The organism is Ruminococcus bromii (genome assembly GCF_928721825.1).
GTDB lineage: Bacteria > Bacillota > Clostridia > Oscillospirales > Acutalibacteraceae > Ruminococcoides > Ruminococcoides bromii.
This window is the reverse complement of sequence record NZ_CAKMVP010000003.1, coordinates 1,451,349-1,473,941: the sequence shown is the minus strand read 5'-3', so window position 1 is coordinate 1,473,941 and position 22,593 is coordinate 1,451,349. Positions and strand designations below refer to the sequence as shown.

Genomic DNA, 22,593 nt, shown 5'->3' with positions numbered 1-22,593 from the left:
CAAATGAATTAAATTATAAATATTCTTTTGCTACATGGGATTATGTAAAAGAATAAAAGGGTGAGAGTTATGAATTTCGATTCAAAAAATGTTATGAGTTTTGCCATAAATGCAATTGACAGCCTTACTCGTACGGCTATGAAAGAAAAGTACGGTGATGACTGCAAAATAATGTTTTGGGAAAATACATATATCAAACATCAGATTGATAACAGAGAAAACGGCAAACATTATACAACCGAGGAACACATAAAGGCTATGGTTTACTCAATGCTCAGCAACGGCGGCAGATGGAGTAAATTCATGGAATATTTTGATATTGATACAGGCGAAATAACAGCAGTTGATGATATTTTCCGCGGCTACAATCCTGACTATATTCTTAGCTGTAATCCTGACGATTTGGCTAATAATATCATGGGTTTTACCCTTGGAAATAAATCTGTCGGAGCTCAGATGAATGCTTTGGTATTTGATAATATACCGAAATTGCTTAAGTTTGAAAAAGAGTACGGCAGTATTGATAATTACTACAATACATTTGTTGAAAAGGATACTTCCCTCAAAAGCCTTGTTAGTAATCTTGCTGACGGTAAAAGTGAAGATAAGATGACTCAAATGGCAGTTTCGCTTGTTGCCGAATATCTCAGAAATGTAGGCTATGATATAGCAAATCCTAATACCTATATGAAGAACGTTTTGGGTTGTAACGGATTGGGATTTTCCGAAAAAAAAGAAGTTCCCGATTACGAGGTGTTTGACATTATTTCAGAAACAGCAGAGCTTATCAGAAAACGCCCCGCTGAAGTTGATTATATTTTATGGTTAGCTTGTTCAGAAAATTTCATTTAGTAACTTTTTCGTGAAATTAAAGCAGAGTATATTTAACTTAATTCCCATTTTTCGTTAATTCCGATTTATGGGATTGTAGGTCAATATACTCTGCTTTTTGTATTTTATAATCGGTTTCTTTTTTTGGTGTCGGCATTAATTTTATTCGGATTATCTTGTAAAGTCGGCGACACACCGGTTATATATGGGTAGAGTTCTTCGTATGAATCAGCCTGTTCTTCGTTTTGTACAGCCGTTGGAATAAGCCCTGTGCAATCCTGATTTGAACAGGTGTTAAGCTCTAAATCACTTGGAGTTAAAATCTTTTTGTAATCGGGTACTTTGCGTTTCATCTGCACACTTCCTTTGTTATAGTGTGCATAACTACAGATAAAATATACACTATTTATGCTAAAAACTGCACCCGTAAATCAGGTGCAGTTGAATTCTTTTATTATTTCACAATAAGTTTCTTGATTTTGAACACATCGCCGTCCATAACCTTATATGTACTGCGGAGTTCGCCGTCAATTTCGGGGGAAATGCTCTGGTGAATGTACAGGCTGTCGATACCGAAATCAGCCGCACCGCCGATATCGCTGATATAGTCGTTGCCAATCATAATTGACTCGCTCTTTTCAAGTCCGTAACGGTCAAAAAGTGTTTTGAAATATTTTTCGTCAGGCTTAGAACATTCTTCGTCAGAGCTGATGCAAATGCCGTCAAAATATTTTGTCAGATCAAACATATTCAGCTCGTTTTCCGTGAATGAACGCTGTGCGTTTGAGAGAAGATAAACCTTTTTGCCTTTTGCCTTGAGAGTGTCAAGAAGATCAAGTACACCGTCATAAAGCTTGATGTACTTTGTTGAGTAGCAACGGAATGCCTCGGCAATAAAAAGTACCTCGGCTTTTGTAACCTTAACGCCTTTCTGTGTGAAAAGCTTACGGAAAACCTTTTCAATTTTAATGTCAACAACTTTTGTGTCGGGAGATTTCTTGAGAACAGCCTTTTTTTCAGCCTGAACAAGTCTGTCGTACTCCTCGTTAAGCTCGTCATAGGTGTAGTGTGCACCCTTGTAGGCATAGAGAATGGCAATTTTCTTCCACAAATCATCGTTCCATTCATCTGTATTAATGTCGATAAGAGTGCCGTATAAGTCAAAAATATAATTATTGTACATTTTTTGTCCTCCGAAACAAATTTCTAACTTTTATGTGTCTATTGTACCAGTTTTTTATCCTGATTGCAATAGCAGAATTTTTGTGTTATACTGAAGAAAACAGTATTTAATCGCATTTTTTGCATTTTTTAAAATTACGGGGTGAATTTATGACTAAAAAAGAAATTGCCGTGAACGCTGTTCATGCCTTGAAAAAAGAATATCCCGACGCAATATGTTCGCTTGTCTACAAAGATCCGTTGCAGCTGCTCATTGCAACAAGGCTTGCCGCTCAATGCACGGACGCAAGGGTTAATATGGTTACTCCTTCGTTGTTTGACAGGTTCAAAACGGCTCAAGATTTTGCTGACTCAACTCCCGAAGAAGTTGCTGAGTATATAAAAAGCTGCGGACTTTATAAGACCAAATCAAAAGATATTGTTGAAATGGCAAGAATGCTTTGTGACGATTTCGGCGGTGTTGTTCCCGATAATATTGACGATTTGACAAAACTCCCGGGAATCGGCAGAAAAACCGCAAATCTTGTGTGCGGTGACATTTTCGGTCAGCCTGCGGTTGTGGTTGATACACATTGCATACGCATTACAAGAAGGCTCGGACTTCACGATTTAAAGGATCAGAAAAAGATTGAATTTGCATTGCGTGAGCTTTTGCCGCCTGATGAAAGCAATGATTTTTGTCACCGACTTGTTCTGCACGGCAGAGCAGTCTGCACCGCAAGAAAGGCAAAATGTGAAGAATGCTGTATGAACGGATTTTGCCCGAAAAAAATCTGACAGAGGGATTTGTATGGATAAGATGAAAGATATTAAGCTGATTGCACTTGACCTTGACGGCACAACTCTTGCCGACAGCGACACCTTGAGCAAACGAACGCAAACTGCCATTGAATCTGCGATCAAAAGCGGAATAACCGTTGTTGCGGCAAGCGGCAGACCGTTTGTAATGATGCCCGACAGCGTGATGAACATTGTCGGTCTGGACTATGCGATTACCTCGAACGGTGCGGTAATAAGCAAGTGCGGTAAAACGGTTCACCGTTCGCTGATTTTACCCGATGATGTGTTGAAAATTCTCGGCGCTGTGCGTAATGACGATGTTATTCTTGAGGGATTTATTGACGGATTCACATATGCCGATGTCAGATATGTGCATAGACCGCTTGACTACGGCTGTGAGCCTGAATATTTTGAATACACCCGTTCATGCCACGGCAAGATTGTCGATATGAGAAGCTTTTTGAGCAGGCATAGAAATGAGCTTGACCTCATCAGCATTATAAGTACGGACGAAAAACTTCGCAACAGGCTGTGGAGCAGTATCGAAAAGGCTTGCAACAGCGTTGAAATTACAACTTCAACCGACCATTTTGTTGAGATTATGTCGGCAGAGGCATCAAAGGCGAAGGCACTCCTGCGTTTGTGTGACTTTTTGAATATCGGCATGGAAAATGTCTGCGCCTGCGGAAATGCCGATAACGATGCCGATATGATTGCCGAGTCGGGACTCGGTGCGGCTGTTGAAAACGCAAGTCAAAAATGCCTTGACCGTGCTGATATTGTAATCCCGTCAAATAATAACGATGGTGTTGCACAATTGATTGAGAAAATTCTTAAAAATTGATTGTAATAATGCGGCGGTACAAGAAAGGCTTTTAAAAGAACTTGGTACAGCTATAAAAATATGGTGTATGTCGGAATGATTGTATTTCTCTCAGTCTTGATAATTTCGCTCATTCTGCAAATCGGAAAATACATAACTTCGTCAAATAGTTATGGAAGGAATAAAATAGAGGAAACGGCCGATACACAACAAGGTGTATCGGCTGTCCTTTTTTGCTGTCATTTGCAATAAAAAATACCTTGAAATTATGCTTATATTGCCGTATATACCGAATTTTATTTGCGGTTATTGACTTAAGGATAATATATTGATAAGCTTAAACAAGTATGAACAAATTTGCGGCAATGTCTGCAAATACGGAGGGTAAAACAATGAAAAATGTAATCAAAAAAATCACCGCAACGGCACTTTGCGGTGTGCTTGCGGCAGGCTCGGCATTTGCTGTAAGTGCTGCCCCGAAAAGTGTCGAAAAATCTCAGGAGAGGTTTGAGGTTACAGGCGAAACACAGCAGATAAATAATAATCAGCTGTTCGTAACAACTACAGGTTACACGAGCAAAACCTCAAGACTGTACGGTGTTTTATTCAAGGACGAACATGAAAACGAATTTAAATTGATGTTTAAAAGCTGTGAGAAATATCCGAAATATATACAGCTGCCTAAGGGTAAGAAGTTTTCAAGATTTATGGCAAATGAATACAACTACGGTTTCGGAAATAGTTTTGCCTGTCATACATTTGACACAACAGGCGGAAAATATGTCAAGGTGAAAGTGAAACTGTCTGATTTTAATGGGTATTTCAATTCTGACGGTACTTTTACAGCACCGCTGAACAACGGTGTGTTAAGAACTTACGATTATAATTACTATGATTACGGAAAGGACAACAGAGGTATGCTGTTGTACGAATCATCGGGTGCGTATGCACACAGCGGCGGAGCGATTACTTCGTTTGTACCCGATAAAAACGGTTATGCGGAAATCTATGTTTCAAGAAATATCGGTGATGATGTAGAGTTAATGATAACCTGTGAAAGCGTACTGAAAAACGGTGTGTTGGGTGATGAAGGCGTAACAAGTGCTTTGCTGAGTAACTTTATCTGCGGCAATACAGACGACGACTGGATGGTTTCCGTATCTGATGCAACCGCAATTCAAAAGTATGTTGTAAATGAAAATAAATTGAGTAAGCTTCAGCTTTTTAACGGTGATGTGAATTCGGACGGTGCTGTCAATGTTGTTGACGCAACTCTTATTCAAAAATATATTGTAAGCGACAAATCATAAATCTGCATTTATAGGGAGAGAACAATGAACAAAAATATTATCAAAAAAATTACCGCAACGGCACTTTGCGGTGTGCTGGCACTTACATCTGTTGTTACGGCAAATTCAGCCGTAAAGGTTAAGGCTGTTACAGATGTCGGAAAATCCTTTACACTTGCGGACGGTCAGCTTGGGGCAACTGCATTTAATCTTGATTCCAACGACAGTGTTTATGCGGAATTCAGAAAAGAAAAAGGCGGACTTACAAAGATAGATTTTGTACCGCTTGTGAACAAGGTAAAAGCTTATAACTTTTCAAAAACCGATAAATACAATGTCATGTATTTAACTAACGGCGGTGGCGGCGGAAGTTCGTCATACAGAAATCTGTTCAGAACAGACCTTTCGGGAAAATATGTAAAAGTCAGAGTAAAGCTCCATGACCTCGACCCTAAGACCTTTTCGGAAAAAGGCACTACCAAGAGGGACAGCTACAACGGCAAATGGGAGTTCAACTACAAAACTCAGCGTTCCGGCAAGGTTACCTATTATTCATATCTCATAATTGAGAGCGGCGGCTTTATGACAGCCTGTGCTCCGAACAAGGACGGATATGTTGAATTTTACCTCAGCCGCAAGCTAGGACATGATACGGTCTATGCAACAAGCTATGGATATGAAACCGATACAGCGTCAGGCGGTGGCGGTGGTACAACAGGTACCTATATTGATAAGCTGACCATGGGCAACGCAAACGGCGACTGGTGGGTTAATATTATGGATGTTACCGAGATTCAAAAATATATACTCGGAGCTGCCGCACTTGATGACTTCGGCATATATGTGTCCGATGTAAATAATGACGGCGTTATCAATATTCTTGACGCCACACTTGTTCAGAAATATATTGTGGAAGCATACAGCTAAAATCCGAACTGTCAGATAATACACAAACAAAAAGTCGGAAAGACATTTACCTGCATATGCAGTCTGTCTTTCCGACTTTAATTTTACATTTTTAGTTATAGAGTTCTGCTCGGGCATTTTATTTTCGCCCTTATAAATACTATCTGCACGAACTGGGAACGGCGGCTCGCCGTCAGTGTCTGTATTCGTTGAGAATATCGTCAATTTCGCTCTCGCTTGAGTCCTGCTTTCTGTCAATGCCGGAAAGGTACTTATCGTAGTCAAAATCATCGTCAATGTCCTTGCCTGTTTCCTGTTGTACAGGTGTGGCTCTGCGTGCAGGCTTTGACGGTCTGCGTTCCTGTCTGTGGGGATTTTTTTCGGTTTTTCTGCTTGATTTTGTCATAGTTTCAAGCTCTTGCTTCTCACGGCGTCTTGCTTCAAGAAGCATTTCTTCTGTTTCCTGTTGTTCAGCCTTTTCTTTCTGACGGCGTTTGTCGCCGAAGGCAAGATCACCGAGAAAAAGACCGAAGATACCTGAAACAAGGTAAACAACAAGAAGAATAAGATTAGTTGAAAGTGTGCCTGAAGAAAATCCGCCGTTGTAAATCAACATACTCGGCAGATAGATGATGGGCGCGATGAGCGCAAAGAGAAAGTCAAGGCCATGCTTTGAGCAATAATGGGCGGCACAGCCGATTGCTGTAAGCGGAAATATACAATCATAAGCAACAGGTGAGAATTTCTGCATTGCTGCAGGAATGAAAATAAGCGGCAAAAGCATATAAACAACGAAAACTATTACCACATAGGGAACATATTTTTTTATCATATCTGACATAATGAGCAAACTCCTATCATTTGTTTTTATTACAGTACCAATTATACATTGATATCGCGCAAAATGCAAGGAATATTAAATAATGCGATTAAAAAGCTGATTGTAATGTGTCTGTAAAATATTTGAAAAGTGCATTTTTAATGTGTAAATCCGTTGACATAGCACACAAAAAAGAATAAAATAAATATATATGGGCTTTGCCCGAATTTTATGCGAATGAGGTGAAAACTTAATGGACGCAGACGGTAATAAAGGCGCTGTACCCGGGCGAAGTTGCAACAGAATGTGCGCTTGTGCGTTCATTTTGTTTTATTGATTTTGCTTTGTATTTTTATTTTGATTTGAATTGATTTAATTTAATACTTAGGGTGACACCGTCTTTACTTCCAATTGAATTAAAAAGGAGGAAAAGATGATGGAACAGGTTAATGTAACCCTTACCGAAACTATCAAGGTGCTGCTTGATGACAAAAAGTTCAGTACCTTGCGTGATATTCTGGTTACGATGAAACCGTATGATATTGCGGCGATTTTTGAAAACCTACAGGATGAAAAAATGCCGATTCTGTTTCGTATTCTGCCAAAAGAACTTGCGGCGGAAACCTTTGTCGAAATGGATGACGAAACTCAGGAATTTCTTATCCACGGCTTCAGCGACAGCGAACTGAAAGAGGTTGTCGATGAGTTATTTGTCGATGACGCCGTTGACCTTATTGAGGAAATGCCTGCCAATGTTGTAAAGCGTATTTTAAGACAGGCCGACAAGGATATGAGAAAGCAGATTAACGAGCTTTTGAAATATCCCGAGGACAGCGCAGGCTCGATTATGACAACCGAGTTTATTGTGCTTCGTCCCGATATGACGGCTGAAATGGCTATTAAAAGAATCAGAAGAACGGGTGTTGACAAGGAAACAATCTACACCTGCTATGTAACCGATGCCAACAACAAGCTTATCGGTATTACCACCGTAAAAGACCTTTTGCTTGCCGAAGATGACGAGCTTGTAAAGTCGATTATGGAGGAAAATGTTATTTCGGTAACTACTCTTGCCGATCAGGAGCAGGTTGCCCAGATGTTCTCAAACTATAATTTTCTTGCACTTCCCGTTGTTGATAACGAAAACCGACTTGTCGGTATCGTAACAATTGATGATGCTATTGATGTCATTCAGGAAGAGGCTACCGAGGATATTGAAAAGATGGCAGCCGTATTGCCGTCTGACAAACCGTATATGAAAACAAGCATTTTCGGTCTGTACAAAAAGAGAGTGCCGTGGCTGCTCATACTTATGCTTTCGGCAACCTTTACAAGTGCGATTATCTCATCATTTGAGGCTGTGCTTGCAAATGTGCTGATTCTCTCATCGTTTATCCCGATGATTACGGGTTCGGGCGGTAACGCAGGTTCTCAGTCGTCGGTTTCCGTAATCCGTGCGTTGTCGCTCGGCGAAATTCAGTTCAAAAGCATTTTTCTTGTGTTGTGGAAAGAATTTAGGGTGTCAATCCTCTGCGGTATTACGCTTGCGGCGGCAAACTTTGTAAAGCTGCTTTTGTTTGACCTCCACGGTCAGGAAAACGCGTTTATGATTGCCCTTGTAATTTCGCTTACGCTTGTCGGCACAATTATTATGGCAAAGCTTGTCGGCAGCAGCTTGCCTCTTTTGGCAAGCAAGGTCGGCTTTGACCCTGCCGTTATGGCAAATCCGCTTATTTCAACAGTCTGTGACTCGCTTTCGCTGCTTATCTATTTTGGTGTTGCAAAGCTGATTTTGCATTTGTGATTTTTTTAAATTGAAAGTTGAAAATGGAAAATTGAAAATTGTGGTCGGGAAGACAGTTTGCAAAATGCAAAACATTGTTTCCCGACCGTTTTTATATATATATAGAAGTTGCGTTTAAATGTAGTGGTCAGTTACAACTAAAACTTTACTTTTCGATATTGATTGAAAATTGCATTTACAAGAATTTTTCTATATATTATATATTATGTTCGTGAAAAATTTGTAAAACATAAAGTTTTAGATTTGCCGCTGTACTACAAAATAATCCAAAAGTTATTATTGTGCCAAAATATAGGCGAATATAAAAATACCAAAAATAAAACAGTCGGGCTGCAATCGTTTGCAATTTGCAAACCGGCCACCCGACAATAATTTTCCATTTTTCACTTTTAATTTTCAATTAGCAAGAGGGCAGTCACATTGTCGTGACTGCCCTCTTGCTTTTGGTGATATTCTTATTAAAATTACTTATCTTCCTGAAGTGTGATTTCAACCTCACCGTTGCCCGATGATGAGCTGTAATATTTAACCTTGATTTTGTCCCCCGGCTTGTGGGTTTCAAGAATCGCATAAACATCTGCAAAGCTTGTAATTGTTTCGCCGTCAACCTCTGTGATGATATCGCCTTCTTCAAGGCTTGTGCCGTCACACGGACCGCCCGAAACAATGCTTTGAACATAAATGCCCTGCGGAATGTTGTAATTTGATGCCTGCTCCGATGTTACCGCAATGCCCGAAATGCCGATTTTTACTCTGCCTTCGACATAGCCGTTCTTTACAAGTGTGTCAACAATGTTTTTTACTGTCTGTGACGGAATTGCAAAGCCCATACCCTCGTAAGTTTCGGAAACAATCTTTGAAGTTGTAATTCCGACAACCTGACCGTAGTAGTTTACAAGCGGACCGCCCGAGTTGCCCGGATTGATTGCGGCATCGGTCTGAATGTACTTTGTGAGGCTTGATGTTGAAAGTTTTCTGTCAAGCGCCGAAATAACACCCTTTGTTGTAGTGTTCTGATAGTCAAGACCGCCGGGATTGCCGACTACGATAATGTCCTGACCGACTTCAAGCTGTGACGAATCACCGAATGTTGCAGGAGTAAGTCCCTTTGCATCGTCCATTTTGAGAACTGCAATGTCGGTTCTTGAATCGTAGCCAACAACACCTGCCTTGTATACCTTGCCGTCAGATGTTACAACTCTGATTGCATAGGCTGTTTTGCTGTTGCCGATTACATGAGCGTTTGTAATAACATAGCCGTCTTGTGAGAAGATGATTCCGCTTCCCTGTGAAGATGCGGTTGTTGTGTCAGCCTGATCGGGAACATCGTCCGAGTAACAAAGAATGCCGACTACTGAGTCGGAAACCTTTTCGGTGGCCTTTGCGGCTGTGTAACTGCCGTTTGTTTTTGCGTCCTTTGGATTGCTTTCAAGCTTCATACCCGAATAGCTTTTGTTAGTTTTGTCGCTGTAGTCCGATTCATCGTGAGTTTTGCCCTGTGATGAGGTGTTAGGAAGGGTTTCAAACGGTGTTGTGCTGTCTTCGTTCGGAAGTCTGAACGAATTGCCCGAATCGCTTCGGTCGTTGTTTGAATCTTCTTTTATGCCAACCGAAAATCCGTATACCATCATACCGATAAAACCGATTGCGAGAAGCGAACAGAGAACGATAATCAATGCAACTATTCCGCCGTTTGTTTTCTTTTGTGGGTACTGTGCGTACATCTGCGGATTGTACTGCGAATTATATTGATTGTATGTACCGTTGTTGCCGTAAGGCGGCTGTCCGTACATGTTTTGCTGATACGGCGGTACATTCTGATTGTATCCTGTGTTGTTTTGATACTGTCCGTACTGCTGACTGTTCTGATTATACTGCGGATTCTGTCCGCTGTAGGGATACTGACCGTAACCGTACTGCCACGGCTGAGTAGAGGGATTTTGATTCTGCGGCGGAACATTTTCGTTCTGATTTGCATTGCCGGACATATTCGGTGTGTTGTTGCCGAAAGCATTACTATTGTACTGTGTGCTGCTTTGAGGCGGAACATTTTGAACCTGCTCCGTATGTGTTTCGGGTTCGGAAACGGGACTTGTCTGTTCCGTGTTCATACTATTGTTTTGTACGGGCTTTTCGGTGAACGGCTTCTGCGGTTCAAACCCACCCATATTGTTGTTGTCAAAATTGTCCATAAAAGTTACTCCTACATTTATTTGTTGCCGTGGGGTACAAACTGCGTTTGTCCTTAAGTAATGAAACAAAATTTTTTGCAAGCAAATTGCCGAAATGAACAAATATTTCGTAGGGGCGGATATCATCCGCCAGTCACTATATCGGTTGTTTTGTTATATTTATAAAACTTTGTTTGCAATAAAATATCTGTCATTACTTGCGGTCGCAAGGCTACCCCTACGGGATAGTTTACAAAAAATATTATCATACAACGCTTGACCAAAATCAAGTATTGTAATTTACAGTTATATTATACCTTTTCATAAAATGAAAATCAACCTTGTTGTGTTACGGAAGTGTGAGTTTATTTTGAAAGTTTAGTGATAATTGACTAAAACAGGACAAAATGAAGAATTTTTCGACTAATTGTTAAAATTTTCACTAAATCTTCTTTTTAGGTCTTTATATTTTCAAAAATATATTGTATAATAAACTTAAATCGGCAGGTGGGGACGCTTGTCTGCTGAAATTTTTTACAAAAGGAAGATTAAAATGCCATTAGTAAACGCTAAAGAAATGCTTACAAAAGCAAAGGCAGGCCACTATGCAGTAGGTCAGTTCAACATCAACAACCTTGAATGGACAAAATCAATTCTTTTAACAGCACAGGAACTCAACTCACCTGTTATCCTCGGTGTATCTGAGGGTGCCGGTAAATATATGTGCGGCTACAAAACAGTCGTTGGTATGGTAAACGGTATGCTCGAGGAACTCAACATCACAGTTCCTGTTGCTCTCCACCTTGACCACGGTTCATATGAAGGCGCTAAGAAGTGCATCAAAGCCGGTTTCAGCTCAATCATGTTCGATGGTTCACACTATCCGATTGAAGAAAACATTGAAAAAACAAAGGAACTCGTTGCAACTTGTAACAAGCTCGGTCTTTCACTTGAGGCTGAGGTTGGTGCAATCGGCGGCGAGGAAGACGGCGTAATCGGCATGGGCGAATGCGCAGATCCTAAGGAATGCAAAATGGTTGCAGACCTCGGCGTAACAATGCTCGCAGCAGGTATCGGTAACATTCACGGTAAGTATCCTGCAAACTGGAAGGGCCTCAGCTTTGAAACTCTTGACGCTATCCAGCAGCTTACAGGAGAGATGCCGCTCGTTCTCCACGGCGGTACAGGTATCCCTGCCGACATGATCAAGAAGGCTATCTCACTCGGCGTTTCAAAGATCAATGTTAACACAGAGTGCCAGCTTGCATTTGCAGCAGCTACAAGAAAGTACATTGAAGAGGGCAAGGATCTCGAAGGCAAGGGCTTCGATCCAAGAAAGCTCCTCGCTCCCGGTGCAGAGGCTATCAAGGCTACTGTTAAGGAAAAGATGGAACTCTTCGGTTCGGTTAACAAGGCTTAATTGTAAGTACGCAAACTTAATCTTTACAAAAATTTCAGGGACAGCAAAACGCTGTCCCTGTTTTTATGTTATGTTCGGTCAACTCGGTTGCATTATAAGACGGTTGTAAAGTCAATTGTTACATCAAAACGGATTGTAATTGTCACTTTAAAATATAAATCGGGTTGACAAATGCGATAATCGGTACTATAATAATTGTCAACCGATAAAATAATTTGGTTGACAATCTGCAAAACAAAAAAGCGGTTTTGCAAAGGAGAGGTAATTTTATGACAGAAGCAAAAACAAACAGTAAATCAAAAAGTAATGTATTAAGCCTTGTGTATATGGCGATGTTCGTCGCAATCATCACAGTGTGCGCACAGATTCAGATTCCGATGACAGTTCCGTTCACACTTCAGACTCTCGGCATCTTTATGGCGGCGGCTATGCTCGGCTGGAAAAGAGGACTCATCAGCGTTGCGGTTTATGTTCTCCTCGGCGCAATCGGTGTTCCCGTGTTTGCAGGATTCTCAGGCGGAATCGGCGTTCTCGGCGGTCCGACAGGCGGTTATATCATCGGTTTCCTCTTTACGGCGCTTATCGTTGGACTTATGACTGATTTTCTCGGCAGAAAGCTTTGGGTGCTTGCGGTTTCAATGGTTGCAGGCCTTGCAGTATGCTACATTTTCGGCACAATCTGGTTTATGATTGCAATGCATACAGACTTTGTTGCCGCACTTCTCACCTGCGTTGTTCCGTTCCTTCTTGCAGATGCTGCAAAGATTGTTGTTGCAACAGTTTTGGTGAATCGTCTTGACAAAATCGTTAAGCTTTAAGTTCAGACCGCATCACAGCCTTTGTGTGCAGTTTTTTGAAGGCAAGGGTTACAGCGATGAATTTGTCTGCGGAATGGCAAAAATAGTGTCGGTTCTTGAAAATAACAACGCAAACCTTACGCTTACGGGCGGTTGTGACGAAATTTGTTCATCGTGTCCGAACCGTGACAACGGCAGCTGCGATGTTACTGGCAAGGCGTCATGCTATGACAAAAGGTGTCTTGATTTACTCGGAATGAAAATCGGCGATACTGCCGATTGGAAAGAGCTTTCGAGAATTGCAAGAGAAAATATAATTTTAAAAGACAGGCTTTCGCAGGTGTGCGGCGACTGCAAATGGTCGCATATATGCCGTGATAAAGCCGATAAAATGAAAAGTCTTCATTAATCCTCATAGATATATCATGATAAAAGACCTCTCGATTTTCGAGAGGTCTTTTGTTAATACTCGCACTTTTGCAAGCGGCGAAACGCTCAACGATAAAAACACTCGCTCTTTAAACAAGTGGCGAAACACTCAACAGATGGATTAACAAATCCTCTGTCAAAGTTATTATAAATTATTGAAGTTAATAAATCAAGGAGTTTAATAAAATTGTATAAAAAAGCACAAACTCGTAGGGGCGTTCATCGGACGCCCGCAAGCAATGGCAGAAATATTGTGATAGAAATAAATTATATGAATGAAACAGAGTTATCGAAATGGTGTAGTGACGAACACGGTTCACCGTTACAAAATAACGCACGGCTTTTATTATGCCAAAACATATGAGCATAAACATAAAATTTCATCAGGACGGGCGGATAATATCCTCCCCTACAGAATTGTTCAAATGATGGCTATACTACGCTCGGGCATTTTTAGTTTTCTATTGTACAAACTATCTTTACGAATTGGCTGCCGAGGCACTCGGCTGAAAAAACTATCTTAATATAGAAAGTCACGCTCGGGCATTTTTAGTTTTCTATTGCACAAACTATCTTCACGAATTGGCTGCCGAGGCACTCGGCTACAAAGTTGCTTCACTTATAATTAGATAGTAACGCTCGGGTATTTTTAGTCTTCTATTGTACAAACTGTCTTCGCGAACTGGCTGCCGTGACACACGGCTATTGACTTTTGGAGGAAATTGGATTATTATTTAAACTGTATAACTTTAAGTATGCTTATTTTTAGGACAGATGATTTGTGAAGGAGTTGAAAAAAGTGCCGGATCTTTCGATAATTTTCGATATGGGTGTTGTTGCACTGCGTTTTCTTATGCCTGTTTATGCAATAATAATTGTGTACCAGTGCTTTGCCGCAATGCGCCGCCGCCGCCGTCCCGAAACTCCTTTGATTTCACTTTTGAACCCTGCAACGGGCGAGATGCTCCCCGTACTTTTCTGGGAAAATTCAATCGGCAGAAGTAAAAGCAGTGATGTAACCGTTGATGACCCGACAGTTTCAAGAAATCATTGTGTACTCCTTCGCCGTAAAGACGGTTGGTATGTAAATGATACCGATTCAAAGAGCGGCACGATGCTCAACGGCAAAAGAACAAGAGGCAGGGCAAAGGTGCTTATTGACGATACAATAACAATAGGCGGTACAAGCCTTATAGTAAAAAGAGGCGAGGAGTTCCAACAGCCGTTGCAGTCGAGCTGGTTTTTCTCAAAGGTAAGTGATAAGCCTGCAATGAAATCGTGGAAGCTTATGCTTCTTATTACATTTTTCCACTTCTTTATGTGCGTTCAGGCTATGTTCTGGAATGACGGCACAAATACAATGGCTCCGCTCGTGCTGTTCGGCGCTCTTGCGGCTGTTGAATGGGGATTCTTCTTTATCTCCTATTTTGTAATCCGCAGAGTAAATTTCGAGCTTGAATCGCTCGCCCTGTTTTTGACGGGCATAGGCGTAATGATGCTTATCAGACAGTCGGAACGCTCGGCTTATGTTCAGCTTGTTGCCGCCGCAATAGGTATGATTTTCTTCTGCATAATCATCAAGCTGATTGAAGATCCCGACAAGGTAAATAAACTCAGACTTCCGGCAATGATTTGTGCGGTCGGCCTTTTGGGCGTAACAATTGTATTCGGTAAGATTACAAACGGCGCCGCCAACTGGATTTATATCGGCTCGTTTTCATTTCAGCCGTCAGAGCTTGCAAAGATTATTTTCATCTTTATCGGCGCAAGTTCTCTTGATGTGTTGATGACAAAGAAGAATTTGCTTGAGTACATTATCTTCTCGGCAGTCTGCGTCGGCCTTTTGGCTCTTATGGGCGACTTCGGTACTGCGCTCATCTTCTTTGTAACATTTTTGCTCACAGCGTTTATGCGCTCGGGCGATTTCAAGACGATTATTCTTGCTGTTGCCGCCGCAATTTTCGGCGTAACCTTTGTCCTCAAGTTTAAACCGTATGTTGCCGACCGTTTTTCGGGCTGGCGTCATGTGTGGGAACATACTCAGGACAACCTCGGTTATCAGCAGGCAAGAGTTCTCACATATATGGCAAGCGGCGGACTTTTCGGCGTAGGTATCGGCAACGGTTTTTTAAAGCAGGTTGCCGCATCCGAAAGTGACCTTGTTTTCGGACTTGTTTCGGAAGAAATGGGAGTTATCGTTGCGTTCACACTTGCCGTGGCAGTAGGTGCAATGTTTATTTATGCAAGGGCAATTACAACCCGAAGCAGAAGTACCTTTTATTCAATTTCAGCGTGCTGTGCGGCAGGACTTTTTGTCGTTCAGCTTTCTCTCAATGTTTTCGGTGCAACCGATGTCCTTCCGCTCACAGGCGTAACATTTCCGTTTGTGTCTGCCGGCGGTTCAAGTATTATGTCTTGTTGGGGACTTGTTGCATTCATCAAAGCCGCAGACGAGAGAACTTATTCGGTAAAAAGATAAGTTTAGTAAATTGAAAACTTGTTTTTCATATATGTACTTTGGTATTAAATAAAATTAGTGCCTTTACTTGCGGGCGTCCAATGAACGCCCCTACTGATACACAGGGTGGTGTAAGGTTTGAAAAAAATACTTCGCAGAAGTACACTTATATATATAGTTGCGCTTGCGTTTATCGGCGGACTTGGCTATCTTGCCTTTGAGCTTGTAACAGGGGCAGACGATTGGGTCGATCAGGCATATAATGCGCATATAGCAGGTGACGGCGGCCTTGCACAGGCAGGAGCGATTTATGACCGCAACGGCACGGCTCTTGCACAGACGGTTGACGGTGCAAGAGTTTATAACGAAAGCGAGAGCGTAAGAAAATCTCTGCTTCATGTTGTCGGTGATGACAGCCTTAACATTTCAACGGCTGTTCAAAGTATGTATCGTTCTCAGCTGATAGGCTATAACCTTGTTTTCGGACTTAATATGCCCGAATCACTGCGTGCCTCTCACGATATAAAGCTGACAGTAGATTCCGCAACCTGTGCGGCGGCTTATGATGTTCTTGCAGCTTATAACAAAAAAGGTGCCTGTGTAATATATAACTACAAAACAGGCGAGGTTATCTGTTCCGTAAGCACCATGGCTTACGATCCGCAGGCTCCTCCCGAAATTACCGAGGACAACGAAAGCGAATACGAGGGCGTTTACCTTGATAATGTGCTTTCGTCAACCTTTACCCCGGGTTCAATCTTCAAAATCGTTACATCTGCGGCGGCAATTGAGAATATTCCCGACCTTTATGACCGCACTTGGGTTTGTAACGGAAGTGAGAACATAGGCGGAAGTGAAGTTACCTGTACGGAAACTCACGGAACGCTGACATATAAAGAGGCAATGGCACATTCCTGCAATATTGTTTTTGCAAAGCTTGCCGTTGAACTCGGAAGTGACACAATGACAAAAACTGCCGAGAAAATCGGCATTAACAGCTCCTTTGATGTTGACGGAATTAAAACCGCAAAAGGTTCATATGATGTCAGCAACGCCAATGAAAATCAGCTTGGCTGGTCGGGTGTAGGTCAGTATAATGACAAGGTAAACCCGATGCAGATGGCAATTATCTGCGGCGCAATCGCAAACGGCGGTAAGGCTACAAACCCTACCCTTATCAAAGATGAATCCATACTCTCCGCACTCGGCATAAACTACAAGAGCAGCGGACAGGAGCTTTTTTCATCCGATACGGCGGCAAAGCTTGACGATGTTATGAGATACACCGTTTCGGATTACTACGGCGACAACCTTTTCGGCGGACTTACAGTCTGTGCCAAAACAGGTACGGGTGAAGTCGGCGATGATAAGAACCCTAACGGCTGGATGGTCGGCTACTCAAAAGATGAGGACTGCCCTCTTGCATTTGCCTGTGTTGTACAGGATTCGGGTTTCGGTTTCCAATATGCAGGTCCCGTAGTTGAGACCGCAATGATTCAGGCTGCAAAAAGCCTTGGAGCGTCTGCGGTGCAGTAAATTAAAATTATATTAAAAATTATATTATTGAAAATACAGTTTGACCGATTTTTTCGGTACATTGAAAGGAAGAACCCTGATGAATTTTTTAAAAGCTATGTTCGGCAACTACAGCAAGCGTGAAGTTAAGCGTGTGCAGCCAATCTGTGACAAGGTGCTTGCACTCGAAGATAAATATGCGGCTATGAGCGAAAGCGAACTCAAGAACCAGACAACAATCCTTAAAGAAAGACTTGCCAACGGCGAAACAACAGACGATATTCTCCCCGAAGCATTTGCAACCTGTCGTGAGGCAGGCTGGAGAGTGCTTGGCATGAAGCACTTCCCCGTTCAGATTATCGGCGGTATCGTTCTTCACCAGGGCAGAATTGCCGAGATGAAAACCGGTGAAGGTAAAACCTTGGTTGCTACCCTCCCTGCATACCTCAACGCTCTTACGGGCGAAGGCGTTCACATTGTAACAGTCAACGATTACCTTGCCCGCCGTGACTCAGAGTGGATGGGCAAGCTTTACAGATACCTCGGTCTTTCGGTCGGCCTTATCTGCCATGACCTTGACAATGACGGCAGAAAAAAGGCTTATGCCGCAGACATTACATACGGAACAAACAACGAACTCGGTTTTGACTACCTCCGTGACAACATGGTGGTTTACAAGGAAAACAAGGTTCAGCGTCCGCACGCATTTGCAATTGTCGATGAGGTTGACTCAATCCTCATTGATGAGGCAAGAACTCCTCTTATTATTTCGGGTAAGGGCGACAAGTCAACAGACCTTTATGCAAAGGCAGATGCTTTTGCAAAAACTCTTAAGGTTCAGCGTTTTGCAGAACTTGACGCAAAAGAGGATATGGAGGAATATTACAAGGAACACGACATTGACTATGTTGTTGACGAAAAGCAGAAAACCGCAACGCTTACACAGAGCGGTGTTAAGAAAGCCGAAGAATTTTTCGGTATCGAAAACCTTACAGACCCTGACAACCTTACAATTCAGCACCATGTAAATCAGGCTATCAAGGCTAACGGTGTAATGAAGCTCGATGTTGACTATGTTGTTAAGGACGGCGAGGTTATCATCGTTGACGAATTTACAGGTCGTCTTATGTACGGCCGTCGCTTTAACGAAGGTCTTCATCAGGCAATTGAGGCTAAAGAGGGCGTAAAGGTTCAGAGCGAAAGCAAGACTCTTGCAACAATCACATTCCAGAACTACTTCCGTCTTTACAAAAAGCTTTCGGGTATGACAGGTACTGCTCAGACAGAGTCGGAAGAATTCCAGGAAATCTACAAGCTTGATGTTGTTGAAATTCCTACAAACAAGCCTGTTTTAAGAAAAGACCTCCCCGATTCGGTTTATAAGACAGAAAACGGCAAGTTCCACGCTGTTATTGACGCAATTGTTGAGGCTCACGAAAAGGGACAGCCTGTCCTTGTCGGTACAATTTCAATTGAGAAGTCGGAGCTTCTTTCAAAAATGCTCAAAAAGAGAGGCATCAAGCACAATGTCCTCAATGCAAAACAGCATGAAAAAGAGGCTGAAATTGTTGCTCAGGCAGGTAAACTCGGTGCGGTAACAATCGCAACCAACATGGCAGGTCGTGGTACCGATATCATCCTCGGCGGTAACGCAGAGTATATGGCAAAGGCCGCAATGCGTAAGCAGGGCTTTACAGAGGAGCTTATCGAAGAAGCTACGGGTTATGCAGAAACCGATGATGAAGAAATCATCAATGCAAGAAATACATTCAGAGAACTGAATGACAAGTATAAGGAAGAAATTAAGGGCGAGGCTGAAAAGGTAAGAGAGGCCGGCGGTCTTTACATTATGGGTACGGAAAGACACGAGTCACGCCGTATTGATAACCAGCTCCGTGGCCGTGCAGGCCGTCAGGGCGATCCGGGCGTCAGCCGTTTCTTCCTCTCAACCGAAGATGACCTTATGCGTCTGTTCGGCGGCGACAGAATGAAGATGATGATGGAGCGTATGAATGTTGCCGAGGATATGCCCATTGAGAACAAGATGCTCACAAGTATTATCGAAGGCTCACAGGAAAAGGTTGAGCTTCGTAACTTTGGCATTCGTAAGGATGTCCTCCAGTACGATGATGTTATGAACAAACAGCGTGAAATCATCTACGGTCAGCGTGATCAGGTTCTTAACGGTGAGGATCTCCACGAAACAATCCTCAAAATGGTTGAGGATACAATCGCAACTTCAATCAAGCAGTATCTCCCCGAAGGTCCTGCAGAGCATTGGAACTTCCAGAGTCTTAAGGATTACTATGCAGGCTGGCTTATCAGAGATGATTCTAAGTACGATTTCAGTCTTGAGGATCTTGAAGATATGGAACCCGAAGAGATTCAGAAGATGCTCGTTGATGATGCTCTCGAAATCTACAAGGAAAACGAAGAGCTTCTTCCCGAGGAAACAATCCGTGAGATGGAGCGTGTTTACCTCCTCAAGAATGTTGATACACATTGGATGGATCACATCGACAATATGGATCAGCTCAAAAACGGTATCAGACTTCGTTCATACGGTCAGCACGATCCTGTTGTTGAATACAGAGTTGAAGGCTTTGATATGTTTGATGAGATGATTGAAAGCATTCGTGAAGATACTGTCAAGATGATGCTCATTATGCCAAAGCGTATCTATGAGATTCAGAAAAGACAGGACGCAATTGCAGCTGCAAAGAGAGCGGCTCAGAGGGCTGCCGCAGCGGCACAGTCTGCAGCCGATGATGAAGGAACTGTTGAACAGTCAGACGCTGTAAAGCAGGCACTCCACCGTGAGCAGATTGCCCGTCCTACAGAAACCTCGGCTGACGGCACAGACACAGCCAACAAAACTATCCGTAAGGGCAAAAAAATAGGCAGAAACGATCCTTGTCCGTGCGGCAGCGGTAAGAAGTATAAGAAGTGCTGTGGCAGAGATCTTTAATATAGTGACACAGAGTAATTTTAACTGCGATTTTATGTAAACAAAACAAGTCGGGAAGACAATGCTTTGCATTTTGCAAACTGTCTTCCCGACTTTCATTTCCCATTTTCAACTTTTCATTTTCAATTTTTTAAGCATTTCCTCATGGTCGGCTTTAAGTGCTTTGATAAGCGTCAGACTGTCCCAATCTTTGCTTGTGGGAGTAATAACCGCCTTAAGCGGAACTCGTCCGACACCGCACTTATTCAGCGCTCTGATTAGCGAGTCAATCGTTTTATTCGTGAAATTGTGCATAACAATCATTTCTTCGTCAAAGCCGTCACCGTCAAACTTTTCTGCCGCAGGCTCAATGCCTTTGATGCCTGCAAGGAAACCGATAGGCTGATTGAAATCTTCTTTTTCAACCTTTTTAACCTGAATTTTCAACGGCATAAGTGCAAACTTTGCCTTGCGAAGTCTTTCGTCCGAAAAGTTGTAAAACATAGCAAGTTCTTTCATATCTTCACCGTTAATCCGTATCAAGTTTGAGAACCGCCATAAATGCCTCCTGCGGAACTTCAACAGAACCGAGCTGGCGCATACGCTTTTTACCTTCTTTTTGCTTTTCAAGAAGCTTTTTCTTACGGGAAATATCACCGCCGTAGCACTTGGCAAGTACATCCTTACGCATAGCCTTTACGGTTTCTCTGGCAATAATTTTACCGCCGATGCAAGCCTGAATCGGAATTTCAAAGAGCTGTCTCGGAATCTTTTCCTTTAACTTCTCAGCCATCTTTCTTGCCCTTGAATATGCCTTATCGGCATGAATGATGAACGAAAGCGCATCGACGACCTCGCCGTTGAGCATAATATCAAGCTTAACAAGGTTGCTCTGAACATATTCTTTAAGCTCGTAGTCGAATGATGCATAACCTCTTGTGCGTGATTTGAGCGTGTCGAAAAAGTCGTAGATTATTTCGGCAAGCGGAAGTACATAGTGTAAATCAACACGGTCGGCATCAATATACTGCATATCGACAAAAGTTCCTCGTCTGTCCTGACAAAGCTCCATAATATTGCCGACATATTCCTTAGGTGCATAGATGTGAGCGTCTGTTACAGGCTCTTCCGCCATTTGAATAAGTGACGGATCGGGGTAGTTTGTCGGGTTGTCAATCATCTCAACCGTTCCGTCTGTGCGTGTGATTCTGTAAATTACACTCGGTGCGGTTGTGATGAGGTCAAGCTGATATTCTCTTTCAAGTCGCTCCTGAATGATTTCCATGTGGAGCAGTCCCAAAAATCCGCAGCGGAAACCGAATCCGAGGGCAACCGATGTTTCGGGATCAAACGAAAGAGCCGCATCGTTAAGCCGTAGCTTTTCAAGTGCATCTTTAAGGTCACCGTATCTTGCGCCGTCAACAGGGTAGATACCGCAGAAAACCATAGGCTGTGCCTCACGGTAGCCGGGGAGCGGTTCTTCTGCGGGATTTGATGTGAGTGTAACCGTGTCGCCGACCTTTGCGTCTGCAAGAGTCTTGATTGAACCCGTGATGTAACCAACCTCGCCTGCATAAAGACCGTCGGTCTTTTCGGGGGCGGTTGCGTGCATAAGTCCGCACTCAACAACATTGAACACACTGCCCGTTGCCATAAGCTTGAATTCATCGCCCGGGTGAATCTGTCCCTCTTTGAGCCTTACATATATAATTACGCCCTTGTAGCTGTCGTAGCAGCTGTCAAAAATCAATGCACGCAGAGGAGCGTTGATGTCGCCTGTCGGAGCAGGAATATCGTGAACAACCTTTTCAAGAACTGCGTGAATGTTGATTCCTGCCTTTGCGGAAATTTTCGGAGCATCCTCGGCAGGAATACCGATTACATCTTCGATTTCCTGAATAACCCTGTCGGGGTCGGCACTCGGCAAATCAATTTTGTTGACAACGGGAACAATTTCAAGTCCGCTGTCAACGGCAAGATATGTGTTTGCAAGAGTCTGAGCCTCAATGCCCTGTGATGCGTCAACAACAAGAATAGCGCCCTCACAAGCCGCCAGTGAACGGGAAACCTCGTAGTTAAAGTCAACATGACCGGGGGTGTCAATGAGGTTAAAAAGATATTCTTCGCCGTCATCGGCTTTGTAGATAACGCTTACCGCTCTCGCCTTGATTGTAATGCCACGCTCACGCTCAAGATCCATGTCATCAAGCAGTTGCGCCTCCATATCCCTTTCGGAAACGGAGTTGGTCTGCTCAAGAATTCTGTCCGCAAGCGTACTCTTGCCGTGGTCAATGTGAGCAATAATGCTGAAATTTCTTATTTTATCCTGTGGAAAAGACAATGCTAATCACCTTTTTCTTTAATGTCTTTTTGTACTTTATTTTAATCTGTATTTAGATTTAAATCCGAGCAACGCTCTGC

The 22,593-nt window shown here is 42.7% G+C and carries 18 protein-coding genes; 12 read left to right on the top strand and 6 right to left on the bottom strand.

Annotated features, from left to right (window positions below; translation table 11 throughout):
* Positions 1–69: 69 nt before the first annotated feature.
* Positions 70–852, top strand: a complete 783-nt coding sequence (locus QDI94_RS07430; protein WP_278868136.1) for a hypothetical protein — start codon at positions 70–72, stop codon at positions 850–852.
* 104 nt (positions 853–956) lie between these two features.
* Here the strand turns inward: QDI94_RS07430 and QDI94_RS07425 are convergent, their stop codons facing one another.
* Both QDI94_RS07425 and QDI94_RS07420 read right to left on the bottom strand, forming a co-directional pair.
* Positions 957–1,184 (bottom strand): hypothetical protein, encoded by a 228-nt coding sequence (locus tag QDI94_RS07425; RefSeq protein WP_278868135.1) that lies wholly within the window; start codon positions 1,182–1,184, stop codon positions 957–959.
* Between the two features lie 101 nt (positions 1,185–1,285).
* Positions 1,286–2,014 (bottom strand): HAD family hydrolase, encoded by a 729-nt coding sequence (locus QDI94_RS07420; RefSeq protein ID WP_119252149.1) that lies wholly within the window; start codon positions 2,012–2,014, stop codon positions 1,286–1,288.
* Between the two features lie 149 nt (positions 2,015–2,163).
* On the opposite strand from QDI94_RS07420, the gene nth reads away from it, so the two are divergent.
* The 4 genes from nth (at position 2,164) to QDI94_RS07400 (ending at position 5,832) form a co-directional block, all read left to right on the top strand.
* A complete protein-coding gene (nth, locus tag QDI94_RS07415; RefSeq protein ID WP_278868134.1) occupies positions 2,164–2,790 on the top strand; it encodes an endonuclease III in 627 nt (208 codons plus the stop codon).
* 13 nt (positions 2,791–2,803) lie between these two features.
* Positions 2,804–3,637 (top strand): Cof-type HAD-IIB family hydrolase, encoded by an 834-nt coding sequence (locus QDI94_RS07410; protein WP_278418739.1) that lies wholly within the window; start codon positions 2,804–2,806, stop codon positions 3,635–3,637.
* 371 nt (positions 3,638–4,008) lie between these two features.
* Positions 4,009–4,926: a dockerin type I repeat-containing protein gene (locus QDI94_RS07405; protein ID WP_278475147.1), complete on the top strand. Its 918-nt coding sequence runs from the start codon at positions 4,009–4,011 to the stop codon at positions 4,924–4,926.
* A 24-nt stretch (positions 4,927–4,950) separates the two neighbouring features.
* Positions 4,951–5,832, top strand: coding sequence for a dockerin type I repeat-containing protein (locus QDI94_RS07400; protein WP_278418743.1), 882 nt, complete (start codon positions 4,951–4,953; stop codon positions 5,830–5,832).
* A 172-nt stretch (positions 5,833–6,004) separates the two neighbouring features.
* On the opposite strand, the gene QDI94_RS07395 is transcribed toward QDI94_RS07400, so the two are convergent.
* Positions 6,005–6,652 (bottom strand): hypothetical protein, encoded by a 648-nt coding sequence (locus QDI94_RS07395; RefSeq protein ID WP_278868133.1) that lies wholly within the window; start codon positions 6,650–6,652, stop codon positions 6,005–6,007.
* 415 nt (positions 6,653–7,067) lie between these two features.
* Between QDI94_RS07395 and mgtE the strand changes: the two genes are divergently transcribed.
* Complete coding sequence (gene mgtE / locus QDI94_RS07390) at positions 7,068–8,435, top strand: magnesium transporter (RefSeq protein WP_101029098.1); 1,368 nt, start codon at positions 7,068–7,070, stop codon at positions 8,433–8,435.
* Between the two features lie 464 nt (positions 8,436–8,899).
* Here mgtE and QDI94_RS07385 read toward each other — a convergent pair whose 3' ends face one another.
* Positions 8,900–10,627: a trypsin-like peptidase domain-containing protein gene (locus QDI94_RS07385; protein WP_278868132.1), complete on the bottom strand. Its 1,728-nt coding sequence runs from the start codon at positions 10,625–10,627 to the stop codon at positions 8,900–8,902.
* Positions 10,628–11,159: 532 nt separating this feature from the next.
* Here QDI94_RS07385 and fba point away from each other — a divergent pair.
* From fba to secA, 6 genes are all read left to right on the top strand, one after another.
* On the top strand, positions 11,160–12,026 hold the full coding sequence (gene fba / locus QDI94_RS07380) for a class II fructose-1,6-bisphosphate aldolase (protein ID WP_278868131.1): 867 nt from the start codon (positions 11,160–11,162) through the stop codon (positions 12,024–12,026).
* 269 nt (positions 12,027–12,295) lie between these two features.
* Positions 12,296–12,844 (top strand): biotin transporter BioY, encoded by a 549-nt coding sequence (locus tag QDI94_RS07375; RefSeq protein ID WP_278868129.1) that lies wholly within the window; start codon positions 12,296–12,298, stop codon positions 12,842–12,844.
* Positions 12,822–13,232 (top strand): DUF1284 domain-containing protein, encoded by a 411-nt coding sequence (locus QDI94_RS07370; protein WP_101029100.1) that lies wholly within the window; start codon positions 12,822–12,824, stop codon positions 13,230–13,232. The genes QDI94_RS07375 and QDI94_RS07370 overlap by 23 nt, the downstream gene beginning before the upstream one ends.
* Positions 13,233–14,051: 819 nt before the next feature.
* The gene (locus tag QDI94_RS07365) at positions 14,052–15,731 is read left to right on the top strand and encodes an FtsW/RodA/SpoVE family cell cycle protein (RefSeq protein WP_101028726.1); all 1,680 of its coding nucleotides are present in this window, start codon (positions 14,052–14,054) and stop codon (positions 15,729–15,731) included.
* A 117-nt stretch (positions 15,732–15,848) separates the two neighbouring features.
* On the top strand, positions 15,849–17,246 hold the full coding sequence (locus tag QDI94_RS07360) for a penicillin-binding transpeptidase domain-containing protein (RefSeq protein WP_278868127.1): 1,398 nt from the start codon (positions 15,849–15,851) through the stop codon (positions 17,244–17,246).
* Between the two features lie 79 nt (positions 17,247–17,325).
* A complete protein-coding gene (gene secA / locus QDI94_RS07355) occupies positions 17,326–20,193 on the top strand; it encodes a preprotein translocase subunit SecA (protein ID WP_278868125.1) in 2,868 nt (955 codons plus the stop codon).
* Positions 20,194–20,301: 108 nt separating this feature from the next.
* On the opposite strand, the gene QDI94_RS07350 is transcribed toward secA, so the two are convergent.
* Positions 20,302–20,691, bottom strand: coding sequence for a DUF3783 domain-containing protein (locus QDI94_RS07350; RefSeq protein WP_278868124.1), 390 nt, complete (start codon positions 20,689–20,691; stop codon positions 20,302–20,304).
* Between the two features lie 10 nt (positions 20,692–20,701).
* The gene (gene lepA, locus QDI94_RS07345; protein WP_101028722.1) at positions 20,702–22,513 is read right to left on the bottom strand and encodes a translation elongation factor 4; all 1,812 of its coding nucleotides are present in this window, start codon (positions 22,511–22,513) and stop codon (positions 20,702–20,704) included.
* Between the last annotated feature and the right edge of the window lie 80 nt (positions 22,514–22,593).